This window comes from Myxococcus qinghaiensis (assembly GCF_024198215.1).
Lineage (GTDB): Bacteria > Myxococcota > Myxococcia > Myxococcales > Myxococcaceae > Myxococcus > Myxococcus qinghaiensis.
This window is the reverse complement of sequence record NZ_JAKCFA010000016.1, coordinates 95,315-111,241: the sequence shown is the minus strand read 5'-3', so window position 1 is coordinate 111,241 and position 15,927 is coordinate 95,315. Positions and strand designations below refer to the sequence as shown.

The window sequence follows — 15,927 nt, the reverse complement described above, 5'->3', positions numbered from 1 at the left end:
CTCCCCAGCCCCAACGAGGTGACGACGTGACGGCCCTGAGCCACACCTACCAGTACAGCGGCCCGTCGGAGCTCGTGGCCGTGGAGCGCGGACAGGCGCTGCGCCTCATGACCTCCGGAGGCGGCGCGCCCCGGCCGTATTTCTTCGAGGGGCGCCTGCTCCAACCCCGGCTGACGGCCCAGGCGCTGCGCGCCCTCTCCCGCGTGGTGGGGACGCGCTTCTACATTCCTCCCGCCATGCTGAACCGCATCCTGCTCGAAGCCGACCCGGTGGTGACGTGCGGACGGGGCATGCTCCGCTTCGAGGGCTTCTCCAGCTGCGCCAGCACATATGCGCGCGTGGACCTCACGCCAGAGGCCTACGAAGGGGACGTCGCGGCGTTCGGCACCACCAACGTGGACTTCAACGCGCCGATGCGCGCGGCGCTGGCCACCGTGCGCGCGGAGGAGCCGCTCGCGCTGTCCGTGGGCCACGCGGAGGTGGCGCTCCAGCGCGGCGAGGCCCGGGTGGTGGAGCGCAAGGTGCCGCTGCCCTTGCGCTGGCTCAAGGGCTTCGCCGAGGTGCAGGCCTACCTGTCCCGCCTCACGCCCTTCGCGGAGCTGCCCGCCACGGAGGCCCTGCGTTTCCTGCGAGGCCTTCCTCGGACGCGCACCGACAAGCGTCCCCACTACCTGGTGCCCCAGGGGCGCTCGGTGCGACTGAGCTCGACGGCGGCGACGGGCGCGATGCGCCTCACCGGCCTGGAGCGCCTGCGTGTGCTGGAGGACCTGGTCCCCTTCGCGAAGCGACTCGTCCTGCACGCGGACCCTCGGGGTCAGGCCAGCGCCTTCGTGCTCGACCTGGGGGCCCTGCGCTTCACGCTCGCGCTCTCCGGCGAGGTGTGGCGCGGCTTCTCCGGAGAGGGGCAGACGCTGTCGGCCCTGGCGCAGCGCCCCGCCGTGGAGCAGGTGCTGTCCACGCTGCGCGCGGAGCTGCGCTGGGAGGCCGTGCTGGAGCCTCGCGCGCTCGCGAGCAAGCTGTCCGCGCCCGAGGACCTCGTGTGGCACGGACTCCAGGTCCTCGGCGTCAGGGGGCTGGTGGGCTTCGACTCGCAGACGGCCGCCTTCTTCCACCGGGAGCTGCCCTTCGACCTGGAGCAGGTGGAGGCCCTCGCGCCCCGCCTCTCCGATGCCCGCGCGCTGCTGGAGTCCGGTGCGCTGGAGCCCGACGCGTCCACTCCGGGCGTCTGGTGGGTCCGCGGCGCTGACGTCACCTACCACGCCGTGCTCGACGCGGACGGCGAGCCGCTGCGCTGTGGCTGTCCCTGGTTCTCCCGCCACGCCCTGGAGCGCGGCCCCTGCAAACACCTTCTCGCGGCGCAACTGCACGTCCAGCGCGCCGAGGACCCCGACGCCTCATGACGACCTCGTCCCTCGATGCACTGCTCGCCGCGCCGAGCCTCGCCGCCTGCGCCACGCTGCTGGAAGGACTGACTCCGGCGCAGCGAAGGCAGCTCGGCCCCGAAGTACTCGAGCGGCACAAGGTGCTCTGGCATGAGCCCTGGCCGGAGGCGCGCGAAGCTCAGGAACTCCGGCGTGAGTGCTTTCGGGTGCTGGCCATCCTGGTCTTCTTCACCGTTCCACTTTCGAAGTGGAAGCCCGGCATCCTCTACCATCTCCCCGAGGAGACGGCCGCCCTGGCCGCGAAGCTGCGACCGGACTGGCTCGACGGCGCGGCCGAGCAGCTCGTCGCGGACGACCCGGCCTACTTCCGGGTGGCACACATGCTCGTGCGCGAGGGGCTGTCCCATCGCCCCACGCATGACAACTACATCACGGGCCTGCTCTTCGTGGACACGCGCTTCCAGCCACATCCCTTCGACACGGACCCACGACTGTTGGAGTACGAGGCGTGGCGCCTGTTCGAAGTCGAAGGCAGCGGAGAGCTGAGCCTCGCGGCGAAGGACAAGTACACCCACCCGGAGGACAAGACCTGGGCCTCCGCCTTCTTGCGACACATGCGTCAGGGCTCGCTGGAGCGAGGGCGCCTGCTGGACGCCACGCTGGGCGCGCTGGAGCGAGACTTCGCGGCGTTTCGCGCGGGCTGGTTCTCCCGCTTCCACGAGCGACTGGAGCCCACTCCCGAGGAACTGACGCGCCACACCGACCGCTATCTGCGCCTGCTGGGCAGCTCCATCCCCGCGACGGTCAGCCTCGCGCTCGACGTCATCACCGCGCTGGAAGCTCGCGCGCCCTTGCCCGTGGACGCCGTCCTGCCCGCCCTGGAGCCCGTGCTGCTGGCCCGGCACAAGGGGACCGCGCAGCAGGCGGTGAAGCTCCTCAAGACACTCGGTGAGCGTGAGTCCGGCGTGTCCCACGAGCGAATCACGGTGGCCCTGGCATCAGGCTTCGTCCACGAAGCCGTGGACGTGCAGAAGGCCGTGCTGAAAGCGCTGGAGTCCCTGGCGAAGACGCCTGACGCGGCCCTTCGCGCGGCAGTCGAAGAGCGGGTGGAGGGAGTGGCGGCGTCGCTGAAGAAGCAGGTCCAGGCCTGGCTCGGTGAGCGCACCGCTCCCACCGCCGCGAAGCCGCCCAAGGCCCCCGCCGGGAAGAAGCCCTCCGTGGAGCCTCGCGCCCCAGCATCTCCCACGGACGCGCGCTTCGCGGTGACGCCCATCGCGAATCTCGATGAACTGCTCTCCGTGCTCTCAGCGTGCATCGAGGACGCGGGCAACCCGATGGACGTCGAGCGCGTGCTGGATGGCGTGGCGCGACTGGGACGGCAACGCCCCGACGACTTCGCGCGGCGGACCTCCGCCCTGGCGAAGCGCGCCCGGAAGCTGAGCGCGAAGCCCTACGGAGAGTCGCTGACGGTTCGCCTCGCGGGCCTCGCGCTCGCATGGCTCGCGCCCCCAGGCGAAGCCCTCTCCACGCTGCGCGGACTTCCCGAGCCGGTCTTCACGCCCGGGCACGAGGTGCTCCTGCCGCTGCTGAGCGAGCGCATCTCCGACCTCGCCCGGGCCCTGGACGCGGGACGCGATGAGGGCCTGCTGTCCACGCCCACCCACGAGGGCGGATGGCTGGCCCCCGAGACGCTGGTGACACGGCTGCTGGCGCGCGCATCCGATGCGGACGAGCCCCCGCTCTCGGACCTGTGTCTCGCCCTGTGTCGGCTCGCCCCCGTTCGAGACGCGAAGGCCCTGGAGCCACTGAAGCAGTCGAGCCGCTCGCGAAGCAGCGCGCTCAAGCTCGTCGCCTGGGCCCTGGGGCTGAGCAAGAGCGCACCCGCCGCGGCGGACGTGAGTGTCTCGTTGGCGCGAAGGCATCGGGGTGACGCGCCCCCGGCGGAGCACACGTTCACCATCAAGGCGCGACGCTCCGGCGAGTACACGTTCCACGACCTGGCCATCTCGACGACGCCCAAGCCTGGCTCGCCCAAGAAGCTTTCGCCTCAAGACATTCCGGGCCTGATGCTCATCAAGGAGCGCGGCGGTGGAGGCAAGCCCTACCCGCGCTGGGCGGCGACGCTCTGGCCCTCGGGGCTGGAGGCCTTCTTCGCCAGCCGCGCGGAGGAGCTGGCCATGAACCTCGACTGGAGCGAGGCCAACTGGAGCAACGTCGTCGCCTACGAGCAGTTGCTTCACCCGTGGCTGCGCCTGGGCCCCATGGCCCGGTTGGTGCTCGGAATGGGTCTGGCGACGAAGGAGCCCGGTGAGCACGGCGTGAGCGTCGACGCCGCCATCTCCGCGCTCGCCACGGGGAGACTCACCGCCGAGGAGCTCGGGCAGCTGATGCGCGAGCTGCGCCCCACGGGGCTCATCAACCTCAAGCGCTGGTCCACGACGCTCGCGCGGGTGGCCAGCGCCTCGGAGGAACATGCCGCGCAGGTGGCCCTCGCCATCCAGCACGCCCTGAGGAAGACGCCGAAGGACACCGCCCCTCGCGACGAGGGCACGCTGGTGAAGCTGCTCTTGGAGCTGCTCGCCCAGACGGAAGGCCGGCTCACGGACACCGAGGCGTGGGACTACCTCCAGGGCACGCCCCACCGGAAGACCTTCGAGGCGCTGGCGCCTGCTACTTCTTCAGTTGCTCCCCCACCGCCCCCAGCAGCGCGTCGAACGACTCCTCGAAGAGCTTCACGCCGTCCACCGCCAGCCGCTCGGTGACGGACTTCATCGACACCCCATTCGCCTCCAGCTGGCGCATCGTCTCCTTGGCGCCAGCGAGGTCCTCCACCAGGCTGGTGCGCACCTTGCCGTGCTCACGGAAGGCGTCGATGGTCGCCGGGGGCATGGTGTTGACGGTGTCGGGCCCGATGAGCTCCTCCACGTAGAGCACGTCCCGCAGCTTCGGGTTCTTCGTGCTGGTGCTCGCCCACAGCACGCGCTGCACGCGAGCGCCCTTCGCGGCGAGCGCCTTCCAGCGCGCGCTGCTGAAGACCTCCTGGTAGATGCGGTAGGCGAGCTTCGCATTGGCGATGGCCACCTTGCCGCTCAGGGACTCCAGCGCCTTGCGCTGCTCGGCGGAGACGCCCGCCTTGAGCCGCTGCTCGATTTCCTTGTCCGCCGCCACGTCGATGCGGCTGACGAAGAACGAGGCCACGCTGGCCACCGTGCTCAAGTCTCCCCCCGCCTTGGCGAACTTCTCCAGCCCGCTCAGATACGCGTCGGCGATCTGCCGGTAGCGCTCCTGGCTGAAGAGCAACGTCACGTTGATGTTGATGCCCTCCGAGATGAGCTGCTGGAAGGCGGGCACCCCGGCCTCCGTGCCGGGGACCTTGATCATCACGTTCGGCCGCGCGAGCGTCTTCCACAGCCGCCGGGCCTCCTCGAGCGTGGCCTGCGTCTGGTTCGCGAGCCGGGGGGAGACCTCCAGCGACGCGAAGCCATCCTTCCCCTTCAGCGAGTCATAGACGGGCCGGAGGATGTCGGCGGCGCCCTGGACGTCGCGCACGGCGAGGTGCTCGTAGACGTCATTGGCGGCGAGCCCCTTGGCGCGCGCCTCCGCGAACAGGTCCGCGTAGTCCTCGCTGCCCGACACCGCCTTCTGGAAGATGGTCGGGTTGGAGGTGAGGCCCTTGAGCCCATCCTCGTCGATGAGTTTCTTGAGCGTGCCCTTTGTGATGTAGCTCCGCTGGAGGTTGTCCACCCAGACGGCCTGGCCGAACTCCGCGAGCTGACGCAGTGGATTGTCCATGGGACGTTCTCCCCCTGGTCTTCAATGTGCCCACGCCCTCCAGGGTGTGAGCAGGCCCACGGCCCGGGGCTTCCCCGCCGGGCTGCTCCTCGAAGAGAGGGCCTTCGCTTCACCGGGGACTCCACCATCAACACTCTACGGAAGTCCCCTACAGCCTGGAGAGAGACGATGGCAGACACACTGGCAGAGCTCGCGGCACAGCTTCGAATCGACAGCATTCGAGCGACGACAGCGGCGGGCTCGGGACACCCCAGCTCCTCCATGTCCGCGGCGGACATCGTCGCCGTCCTGTTCCAGAAGTATCTGCGCTTCGACTTCCAGCAGCCCAAGTCGCCCGACAATGACCGCTTCGTGCTCTCCAAGGGCCACGCCTGCCCGGTCCTCTATGCGGCGTTCAAGGCGGCGGGCGCCATCGCCGACGCGGAGCTGCTGTCACTGCGCAAGCTCGGCAGCCGCCTGGAAGGACACCCCAACCCGCACGTGCTACCGCTCGTGGACGTGGCCACCGGCTCGCTCGGCCAGGGACTCGCCATTGGCGTGGGCATGGCGCTGATGGCGCGGTTGGACCAGCGGCGCTTCCGCACCTACGTGATGATGGGTGACAGCGAGACGGCCGAAGGCTCGGTCTGGGAGGCGTTCGACAAGGCATCGCATTACCAGCTCGACAACCTCTGCGCCCTCATCGACATGAACCGCCTGGGCCAGAGCGGACCGACGGAGCTGGGCTGGAACGACGAGGCCTATGTCGCCCGCGCCCGCGCCTTCGGCTGGCACGCGCTGGCCGTGGACGGCCATGACCTGGGCGCCATCGACCGCGCGCTGGCGGAGGCCCTGGCGACGACGGGCAAGCCCACCTGCCTCGTCTTCAAGACGGAGAAGGGCCGCGGCTACCCGGCCATCGCGAACAAGGAAGGCTGGCACGGCAAGCCCCTGTCCCAAGAGCAGGCGCGCGAGGCCATCCAGGGGCTGGGCGGCGAGCGCCACCTGCGCATCGAGGTGAAGAAGCCGGAGGTCACCCACCCCGCCGCCCGGGAATCGGCCGCGCCCCTGAAGCTGCCCCACTACCCCACCGACGAGAAGGTGGCCACCCGCAAGGTCTACGGCGATGCCCTGAAGGCGCTGGGTGACGCGCACCCGGACCTCGTCGCGCTGGACGCGGAGGTGTCCAACTCCACGTACTCGGAGGAGCTGAAGAAGGCCCATCCCCAGCGCTACTTCGAGATGTACATCGCCGAGCAGAACATGGTGTCCAGCGGCGTGGGCATGGCGGTGCTGGGCAAGCGCGTCTTCATCAGCACCTTCGCGGCCTTCCTGTCGCGCGCGTATGACCAGATTCGCATGGCGGCCGTCTCCAACGCGACGCTGCACGTGTGCGGCAGCCACGCGGGCTGCTCCATCGGCGAGGACGGCCCCTCGCAGATGGGCCTCGAGGACCTGGCGATGATGCGCGCCGTCGCGGGCAGCACCGTGCTGTACCCCAGCGACGCCAACCAGACGGCCGCGCTGATGGCCGAGCTCGTGGACCTGCCCGGCATCAGCTACCTGCGCACCACGCGCGCCAAGACGCCCATCCTCTACTCCGCCACGGAGAAGTTCCCCGTCGGCGGGTGCAAGGTGCTCCGGCGCTCCGACCAGGACGTGGCGACGATTGTCGCCGCGGGCATCACCCTGCATGAAGCGCTGGAGGCCCATGCTCGGCTCCAGGAGGCAGGGGTCGCCGTGCGCGTCATCGACCTGTACTCCGTGAAGCCCGTGGACGCGAAAACGCTGCGGCAGGCCGCGAAGGAGACGCAGGGACGGCTCATCGTCGTCGAGGACCACTGGGCCGAAGGCGGACTCGCGGACGCGGTGCTCGAGGCCCTCTCCGACGACGCCTCGCCGCTGCCTCGCGTGAAGCGCCTGGCGGTGCGAAAGCTGCCCGGCTCCGGCAAGCCCGAGGAGCTCTTGAGCGCGGCCGGCATCGACGCCGAGCACATCGTCCAGGCCGTCCTGGACATGAAGGACGCACCGGGCCCCACCGGCGGCGAGGCCGAGGCGAAGGCGCCGCGCGCTCGCGGACGGAAGAACGCCTGAACCGGCTCCAATCGGGACGGGAGGTCGTGCGAGAGTCTCTCCCGCGATGACCTACGACCTCCAGTCCCTCACCGAGCTGTCCACCCTCGAAGACCTCGTGAGCACCCAGGGCGTGACGGCGCTACTCGCCACCCTGGACGAGGTGCTCTCACGCACCCCTCCGGACGCACTCGTCCTCAAGGAGGTCGGCCCGGCCGTGGGCCCGCGCACGCTGCGCGTCCTGCGCAAGGCCGTCGAGCTCGACGCCACCTTCCTCCAGGCGCACCCCGAGGCCCTCTTCCAGTGCCTCTACAACCGCCTGCGCTGGCACGACGCGCCCGACGCCGCCGCGCACTTCGAGACCGAGGGCCCCGGCCCCTGGAGCGCGCCGGACGCGCACCTGTTCAAGCTCGCCGAGCACTGGCGGCGCCAGCGCGACGTGGACGGCGCGGCTCCCTGGGTGGAGTCCCTGCTGCCCCTGCGCGGTGCCCTGGAGAGCGCTGACTCCTTCTACTGGCACGACGCCCAGGTGCTGTGCGCGGCCTACAACCCGGCGGGGACGCGGCTGGCCACCGGCTCCTGGTCCGACGGGAACAACGTGCGCGTCTGGGACGTGGCCACGGGCGAGTGCGTCCAGGTGATGGAGGGCCACGAAGGGGAGGTGCGCGGAATCGCCTGGAGCGCGGACGGCACCCAGCTGGCCTCGGGCTCCAGGGGCCACGACGCGCGCATCTGGGACGTGGCGACCGGGGCGCTCCTCAAGGACTTTCCGGGACAGGAGGGACAGGTGACCTCGGTCGCCTTCAGTCCGGATGGACGCCTGCTCGCCAGCGGCAACCTGGGGTGGCTGGTACACGTATTCGAGGTGGACTCGGGCCGCCTGGTGAAGACGCTGAAGGGACATGAGCAGTCGGTGCTGGCCCTGTCCTTCCACCCGTCGGGGCGCTGGCTCGCGAGCGGCGCGTCCGACTCCACGCTGCGCATCTGGGACACCGCGACGTGGACCCAGGTGACGCGCATCGACTCCGATGGGTACGTCGACACGGTGGAGTTCAGCCCGGATGGCGAATGGATTTCCTGGGCGGTGTTCGAGGGCATCGCCGTGGCGGACACCCGGACATGGACCCGGCTTCCGGGCACGCGCGGCGCGGGGCGCTATTCGCAGGTGGGCTGGCTCGGCACCCACCGGCTGGGCCTGCTGGCGTACAACAGGGTGGAGGTCCTGGAGGTGCGCGATGGCACCGTCTTGTGGAGCCGGCCCTATCCCTCCGACGGCCATCAGCGCGGCGCGGCCTTCTCACCCGACGGCAAGCGCTTCGCGCTGACAGCGGCGGATGGCGGCCTGCTGGTGAGCGACCTCTACGCCCCCGCGCCCCCGACGCTGCGAGTCGAACCCAAGCGCGTCCATGAGCTGTGGGGAGAGCCGGAGGGAGCGGCGGCCTTCGCCCAGCGCTACGACGGGGGATGCGCCATTGACGCACAGGGCGGCGTTCGTGAGTACCGCCTGGACCCGGATGCGGTGCCCATGGAGCCGTGGAGCATCAGTTCCGATGGCGCCCTGGCCGCGTATCCCATCCAGCTCTTCATGGAGACGCCTTCCACGCGAGGCGTCCGGTTGCTCGACCTGAAGAGCCTGACGCCGGTGAAGACGCTGTTCGCCAAGCCGCTGAATCCGGAGGACACGAAGAAGCGCTACACCCAGCCCCAGCCCGTGGCCCTCTCTCCGGACGGACAGCTCGTGGCGGCGGCGCTCGAGGCCGGGTGCGTGCGAGTCTGGCGCGTCGTGGACGGAGCCCTGCTGCACACGCTGAGGGGAGCCAAGGGCCTCGTCTCCCTCGTCGCCTTCACCCCCGACGGCGAACACGTCGTGTGTGGCTATACCGACGACGCCCGCCTGTGGGTGTACGAGGTGAAGGGCGGAAGGAATGTCCTGACCACCCGCGCCCTGCTGGAGCCCCAGCCTTCTTACGCGACGGCGACGCAGCCCTCCCGCCTCGCCGTGGGTCGCGCCTCCGGAGAGCTGGAGGTCTACGACCTGACGACGGGCTCCTCCCTGCGGCTCATCCAGGTCTGCAACGAAGAAGTCATCGCAGTAGCGCTCTCCGAGGATGGCTCGCTCGTGGCGGCGTGTGGCAGCGACAGGCGCGTGCGCCTCTTCGACGTCGCGACGGGCGCGCTCCGGTACGAGCTGCCCCATGCCTCCCTCGCCTTCGCGGTGTCCGTGGGCCAGCACTTCCTGGTCACCCAGGCCAATGACATGCGCACCCGACAGTTCGACCTCTCCTCGGGAACGCTTCGCACGGAGCTTCCGGGCGGCTCCGAGCCGGACGACGTCACCCGTCGACGCTTCTGGGAGGTCCTCGGAGAGGACCCGGTCTGCTTCCATCGGCAGGAGGACCCCACGCCGCTGGCGCACTTCCACGACCCGCTGGAGGCGACCCTCATCCTGCGAGACGGGCTCGTCGTCGGCCGGGGCCGCGCCATCAAGGACTTCCTGTATGTGTTGAGGATTCACGCCGACCGACGCGGCGCCTGAGTCCCGTCACGGGGAGGAGCACCCCACCCGCTGCCCACCGACGGCCAGGTCGTCCAGCCACCAGTCGGTGGGCACGGAGAGCCCCTGGTAGAGGAAGACCCCCGCCTCCACCACGGTGAAGTGCCGGGCCTTCTCCCGCTTCGGCGGTGTGTCGGTGGGCGGGTCCGAGAAGACGAACTTCCGGGGCCACGCCAGCTCCACGCCGTCGAGCCAGACCCGAGGCTCGGCGGCCTCCGGGGCCTCGCCGTTGGCCGCGTCGAAGAGCCATTCCAGACACACCCACTTGTCCAACACGAGCGGCGTGTCGGAGACCTGCACCCACTCCGGAAAGCCGGGCGGCTCCGGCGGGTGCCAGATGGCCATGTACTTCTCCTGGTACGTCGCCACCTCGTACCAGTCGAGCGACTCGAACGCGCCGTCCTCGCTCCCGGGCCTGGGATATCGCGCGTTGAAGAGCCCCGCGTGCGAGGCCGGGCGCACGGGCGTCGTGTAGACGAAGACCCGCCCCCACAGCACGGGACCGAAGTCGGCGGGCAGCGAATAGCGCACCGTCTTCTTCGGTCCCCCCTGCCCGCCCTCGCGGCCGCCCACCAGCTGGCGGGCATGCAGCGCATACCTGCCGCCATGGGCCCGGGTGTCGTCCACGACGAGCTGCCCTTCGAACTCGTCCCGGTGAGGCGTCCAGCCGGAGGGCAGCCGCCCCTCCTCGAAGTCCCAGCGCAGTGAAGCGGGCGGGCGATGGCCGCACGCGGAGGACAAGACGGCCAGGGACAGCACGGCACTCCAGGCAGAGATTCGAGCGCGCAAGTCGGAGACCTCGTCAAAGGCTCCAATCTCGCACGCCCCGCCGTGGCTGTCCCTGGCAGACCTCAGACCCAGACCTGGCTGCTTCCAATCTCCGCCTTCTTGAGCGCCTCGAAGGTGAGGTAGGCCTGCGGCGCGTCATGGTTGTAGCTGTCGTAGCTGAACCAGGTGCCGTTCTCCCGGCGGACGGTGAAGAAGTGGCCGCGGGTGGTGTCCGCAATCACGCCCACGCCCTGCGTCTCGAGCTCGGCCACGTTGCTCTGCCTCAGCCCATAGAGGCTCAGGACGGAGGGGTCATTGCCATCCATGACCATCTCCTCCGCCTCCTTGTGCTGCAGCCCGAGCGCGGTCTCGTAGTGCTCCGTCGCCTTCTGGATGAACTGGTCCCGCGTCAGCCCGCCGTCGGTGAAGTGGTACAGGGCATAGAACCCACAGAGCTTGGAGTCAGGAGGCGTCTTCGGCTGCTTCAGGAACTTGAAAGTCACGGTACACCCGGCTGGTTGGAGAACGTGCGGCGGGAAGCCCCAACCGCACACCTCCGAGACGACACGCGTCCCAGGCTTGTGACACGGCGCCACGGGCAGGGTGTAGCGGGAAACTCCACAAAAGTCGCCTCACGCGTAACCCATCCGGTCACGCGCCTTCCCGCAACCACCTGAATGACTTGCATGCCTGCAATGGCTTGCTTCCTGCTCACGTCGGCTCGCCACGTCGACGCCCCGCCAATCGCTCTCCGACATGACGTGGAAACCCCGTAGGAGATAACCACTACATGTCAAAGCCAAACACGCTCCGCCCCCGAGCCATGACCTGGCTCGGCGCGGCACTCCTCTGCCTCTTCATGTCTTCTCACGTCGCGCTGGCCGCCAAGGTCCCCGCGCCGGTGCCCGCCCCCAAGCCCCCGGAGGTGGACCCCTGCGAGTGCGGTCCCCTGGATGTCGTCTTCGCCATCGACGACACCGGCAGCATGGGAGGCTCGCTGGTGGCCTTCCAGTCGAACTTCTCCACGCTGCTGTCACAAGTCCAGACATCGTCCAATGGCGACTATCGGCTGGGCCTGGTCACCTTCAAGGATGACGTCACGGTGCAGGTGGACCTGGGCGCGGGCAATGACGCGCAGATGACGGCGGCGGTGTCCGGCCTGAGCGCCTGGGGCGGAGCGAACCTGCCGGAGGCGTCCGACGAGGCGCTCAACACCGTCATCCACAACATCGCCTTCCGTCCCAACCAGAACGGCGCCTTCACCGGCTTCTGGCGCACCGGGGCCCGCCGCGTCGTCGTCCTCATCACCGACAACCTGCCGGGCGGCTTCAATGACTTGTACACGGGCAACGCCCTGGCCAGCCTCCAGGCCCAGGAGGCCTACAACGAGGGCATCCGCATTCACGCCGTCTACGTCCCCACGGGCGGCACGCCTGACGCGACGGTGGTGGGCATCATGCAGAACTACGCCACCATCTCCCAGGGCGGCTACCGGCTGACGTTGCCCAACGGCTCGGACGCGCACCTGGCCGTGCAGGACTTCCTGAGCGACTGCCGCACCCCGTCCGACGTCTTCATCCGCGACACGCCGGCCGACAACGGCTGGGAGCCCAGCTCCGGCGCCATCTGGACCAGCCCCGACATCAAGGTGTGCAACAACGTCAACGGCTGCGCCGCCTCCACCAACCCGGTCTACGGCACGCCCAACAACTACGTCTTCGTCACGCTGCGCAACTACGGCCCGCTGCGCCCCACCGGCCCCATTGGCGGTTCGCTGCACCTGTACTACCTGGCGTCGGGCGGCAACTCCTCCTGGGGTTCGACGAGCTGGAAGCGCATCCACACCGAGCACGGCATCTTCCTGGACGCGGGCGAGACGCGTGACATCCGCATCAACTGGGCCAATGTCCCGGTGCCCGGTCATTACTGCTTGCTGGCGCGGTGGGTCTCCGAGGGTGACCCGATGACCTACCCGGAGTACATCGGCTCCGACACCGTCACCAACACCCAGCTCAACAACAACATCGCCTGGCGCAACGTGGACGTCGTCAGGATGGTGTCCGGCGGCACGGGCAGCACCACGTATGACGTGCGCCCCACCGTGGGCGCCGCGACGAAGCTCTTCATCCGTCCCGAGGCGGACCCGTTCCCGGGCACCGTGACGCTGGAGCTGACGGAGACGCTGTTCGCGCTCTGGGCGGAAGCGGGCTCGGAGGCCGAGGGACTCGAGGGCGTCGAGGGCCGGACGCTGTACTTCGGCGGCCACGGTGGCGCGCTGGCCTTCAAGGCGGACAAGCCCCTGGACGAGCGCATCCACGTGCGCTTCAAGTCCCACGGCGAAGAGGGCCTGTTCCCCATGAACATCTTCGAGATGGACGACCGGAAGGAGCCCATCGGTGGCGTGCGGTACGACATCGACGTCATCTCGCCGGACGCCGAGCCGGACCGGGTGGAGCTCGCGGTGCGCGCCCTCGACGGCAAGTACGCGGAGCTGACGTGGCCGCACAGCGTCCACCACAAGCACTACGTCGTCTACCGGAGCCTGGAGCCCAAGGCGGGCCACATGGAGGCCATCGGCGAGGTCTCCGCCAGCGAGGACCTGGACGCGACGACGGCGGTGCGCTTCCTCGACGGCAATGACGCGAGCCGGCGCTTCTTCTACGCCGTGGAGAGCCACACCAACAGCGGCAAGAAGCTCAGCGAGTGGGTGACGCTGGAAGCGCTTCCCAACCGGTAACACGCGGCGACCTCCTCCCCGGGTGAGCCTTGCCCGGGGAGGAGGGTTGCCATTCTTCAGGGCCGCGTTCCGCCATGAAGCAGGCGCGTCGCAGCCGGACGCAAACAGAAACATCCGCCTCACCCTCCCAGGGGAAGCCGACGTGGCACCTCGCTTGCTTGTGAGCGATTGAGCCATCCACCCCAGGAGTGCCCATGTCCGACGCCGCCCGCAGCGGTTCCTCCACGCCCACGCCGTGGACGGGGCCGGGAATCCCCATCCCAGACGCGGTGCGGGGCAGCCTGGAGCGCTTCTTCGGCGCGGACTTCTCCGACGTCCGCATCCACCTGGGAACGGAGGCGCTGAAGCATGGAGCGCTCGCGTTCGCCACGGGCTCGGACCTCCACTTCGTCCCCGGCTTCTACGCGCCGCGGACGCCTTGGGGTCGGCACCTGCTCGCCCATGAGCTGACGCATGTCCTCCAGCAGCGCGCCCTGAAGACAGCTCTGCTGGAAGAAGGCGTGCTCGATGACCTGGACCTGGAGGCACAAGCCGAGCGGATGGGCGCGGCCTTCGCACGCGGCGAACTCGCCCCGGAGAGACTCGCTCCGGACGAACCCGCGTCAGTCAGGGTCAGCCGCGCGGGCCCCGGGCCGCGAGTCCTTCAGTGCTACAACATCCGGAGAATCTACGCGTTGGCGGGGGGCTCACTTCCGGACGGAGATGTCTTCGATGACCTTCAGTTCATCCATGACGCGCTGAACGACCAGGCGCGGATGCATGTCTATTTCGACTTCGTCAACGAGCTGGTCATGCACCGCGTCAAGGACCTGGGCTGGACTCCCACGGAGAGCCTGGTGTTGACGTTCAAGGAGTCGGTGGAGCAGGTCAGCTCCAAGCTGCCGAAGCTGTTCGAGCCCGCGCCCTCGGAGCTCGACTTCCTCAAGAAGATGCGGACGGTCGGCAGACCCTTTCACGACGTCTCCGCGGGCCTGTTCCATGGAGAGTACGAGCATGCGCTCCAGCTCGACTTCATCCGCCGGATGTTCGAGTTCAAGCACCGCTATGACTCCACGGCGCTGAAGACGAGCTTCAGGGACGTCTGGAGGGCCCTCTTCGATGAAGCCTTCGTCCTCACCATCAAGAAGGGCGGCCGGGATGGGGAGAACCTCAATCTCTCCCTCTGGGATGTGGTCATGGACATCCAGGGCGGCTTCCTGCGCGATGGAGAGAAGGAGCCCAAGGGACTCACCGCGCTGCCGGGCGAGGAAGCTCCCCTCACCAAGAAGGGCCTGTACCAAGGCAGCTTCGGAACCTCCGCCACCTTCATGCACCATGCCTTCGGCGCCTTCGGGCGCGCCAAGCCCAACGACTATGAGCCCATCACTGGAATCATCGGGGGCACCCTCGCCAGGCGCTACCCCTACCTGGCCGCGGCCATCATCGACCGACACATGAAGCGGCAGCAGGAGGCCATCAAGGGAGGAATGGGCCTCAATGGCTATCACGTGAAGCTGCACTCCCAGAAGGCCAAGGAGGAGCGCAAGCGTGCGGTCCGCAACGTCATCATCGAGCTTGGAGGCGCCGAGGTCTTCGACTGGACGGTCAAACCCAGCAGCCGCACCCAGGACGAGACGGACAAGGGCCGCCCCAACACGGGCCTCGACTGAGCCTCATCCGACGGCGGGCTTCTCCAGCACCAGGCCGAAGTGCGTGTAGCAGGTGGGGTGCAGCTCGAGGATGTTCTCGAAGTGGATGATGCGGGACTTGAGGCCCGCCGCGTGCGCGGGCTCGAGGACGCGCTGCTTCAGCGTGTCCACGCCGTAGAAGCGCCCGTGCCGCTCTCCCCAGCCCGGGAAGAGGTGGATGACGGGCTCGGCCTCGCGGCGGATGTCATGGCCCCACGCGGGGTCGCACATCGTGAAGGCATACTCGCCCAGGTACAGCGGGACGATGCAGACCCGGCCCCCGGGCCGCAGCACCCGCGCAGCCTCCCGGATGAAGCCCGTGTCGGCGCCGCCCTCGAAGTGCTCGAAGGAGCAGTGCAGCGTCATCGCGTCCACGGAGGCATTGCCCAGCGGCAGCTCCGCGGCCGAGCCACCAATCTCGTGGCCGTTGATGCCGGGCGGAAACACCAGGTCCTGGACGAACACGTTGCGCGTCTTCGCCAGGGCGCGGATGACCTCCAGGTAGGGGCTGTTCAGCGTGGAGGCGATGTCGACGTAGACGGCGTCCTCGCGCGCCAGCAGCGGCGCCAGCTGCGTCCACGAGTAGTGGTACTGCGAGCGCTTCTCCCAGTAGGGCTGGACCGCGCAGTAGTGCCGGAGGACGGCGCTGCCCGCCTGCAGCTCGTTCCAGAAGCGCTCCAGCCCTGCCACGTCGAAGCGGAACGTCTCGTAGGGGATGCCTGCCTGCCGCAGCGGCTCCGGGCTCTTGAGCTGGGGCCCGGGCCCATAGCGGCCGAAGCCGGTGAGGCTGAGAAGCTTGGAGAGCGGCTGGGAGGCCTGGTGGGCCACCCGGTGCCGGAGGCTCTTCTTCACGCGGGTCAGCAGGCTCAAGCGGGGCTCCACGGGTCCTGGGGAGCGCGCATTCTCGGAGGCGCCCCCAGGCGAGTCAACGCGGTCCGGGTCTGCCCTCCCGCCCGCTCGACAGCTCACGGGACA

General features: G+C 69.1%; 10 protein-coding genes. 6 read left to right on the top strand and 4 right to left on the bottom strand.

Going from position 1 to position 15,927, the window contains the following annotated elements:
* Positions 1-26 precede the first annotated feature (26 nt).
* Together LZ199_RS27840 and LZ199_RS27835 are read left to right on the top strand one after the other, a co-directional pair.
* Positions 27-1,400 carry an SWIM zinc finger family protein gene (locus LZ199_RS27840; RefSeq protein ID WP_253996800.1) on the top strand — a complete coding sequence of 458 codons (1,374 nt, stop codon included), beginning with the start codon at positions 27-29 and terminating at the stop codon, positions 1,398-1,400.
* Positions 1,397-4,144, top strand: coding sequence for a DUF6493 family protein (locus tag LZ199_RS27835; RefSeq protein WP_253996799.1), 2,748 nt, complete (start codon positions 1,397-1,399; stop codon positions 4,142-4,144). Before LZ199_RS27840 ends, LZ199_RS27835 begins: the two co-directional genes overlap by 4 nt.
* On the opposite strand, the gene tal is transcribed toward LZ199_RS27835, so the two are convergent.
* Positions 4,053-5,174 carry a transaldolase gene (gene tal, locus LZ199_RS27830; protein ID WP_253996798.1) on the bottom strand — a complete coding sequence of 374 codons (1,122 nt, stop codon included), beginning with the start codon at positions 5,172-5,174 and terminating at the stop codon, positions 4,053-4,055. The genes LZ199_RS27835 and tal overlap by 92 nt on opposite strands.
* Before the next feature lie 168 nt (positions 5,175-5,342).
* Here tal and LZ199_RS27825 point away from each other — a divergent pair, with 168 nt between their 5' ends.
* Together LZ199_RS27825 and LZ199_RS27820 are read left to right on the top strand one after the other, a co-directional pair.
* Positions 5,343-7,247, top strand: a complete 1,905-nt coding sequence (locus tag LZ199_RS27825) for a transketolase (RefSeq protein WP_253996797.1) — start codon at positions 5,343-5,345, stop codon at positions 7,245-7,247.
* A gap of 46 nt (positions 7,248-7,293) precedes the next feature.
* Positions 7,294-9,762, top strand: a complete 2,469-nt coding sequence (locus tag LZ199_RS27820; protein WP_253996796.1) for a WD40 repeat domain-containing protein — start codon at positions 7,294-7,296, stop codon at positions 9,760-9,762.
* Positions 9,763-9,768: 6 nt separating this feature from the next.
* On the opposite strand, the gene LZ199_RS27815 is transcribed toward LZ199_RS27820, so the two are convergent.
* Both LZ199_RS27815 and LZ199_RS27810 read right to left on the bottom strand, forming a co-directional pair.
* Positions 9,769-10,569, bottom strand: a complete 801-nt coding sequence (locus tag LZ199_RS27815) for a hypothetical protein (RefSeq protein WP_253996795.1) — start codon at positions 10,567-10,569, stop codon at positions 9,769-9,771.
* A 62-nt stretch (positions 10,570-10,631) separates the two neighbouring features.
* Positions 10,632-11,051 carry a hypothetical protein gene (locus LZ199_RS27810; protein ID WP_253996794.1) on the bottom strand — a complete coding sequence of 140 codons (420 nt, stop codon included), beginning with the start codon at positions 11,049-11,051 and terminating at the stop codon, positions 10,632-10,634.
* Between the two features lie 287 nt (positions 11,052-11,338).
* Here LZ199_RS27810 and LZ199_RS27805 point away from each other — a divergent pair, with 287 nt between their 5' ends.
* Together LZ199_RS27805 and LZ199_RS27800 are read left to right on the top strand one after the other, a co-directional pair.
* Complete coding sequence (locus LZ199_RS27805; RefSeq protein WP_253996793.1) at positions 11,339-13,285, top strand: vWA domain-containing protein; 1,947 nt, start codon at positions 11,339-11,341, stop codon at positions 13,283-13,285.
* Between the two features lie 194 nt (positions 13,286-13,479).
* The gene (locus tag LZ199_RS27800) at positions 13,480-14,934 is read left to right on the top strand and encodes an eCIS core domain-containing protein (RefSeq protein WP_253996792.1); all 1,455 of its coding nucleotides are present in this window, start codon (positions 13,480-13,482) and stop codon (positions 14,932-14,934) included.
* 3 nt (positions 14,935-14,937) lie between these two features.
* On the opposite strand, the gene LZ199_RS27795 is transcribed toward LZ199_RS27800, so the two are convergent.
* Complete coding sequence (locus LZ199_RS27795) at positions 14,938-15,822, bottom strand: class I SAM-dependent methyltransferase (RefSeq protein WP_253996791.1); 885 nt, start codon at positions 15,820-15,822, stop codon at positions 14,938-14,940.
* Positions 15,823-15,927: the final 105 nt, after the last annotated feature.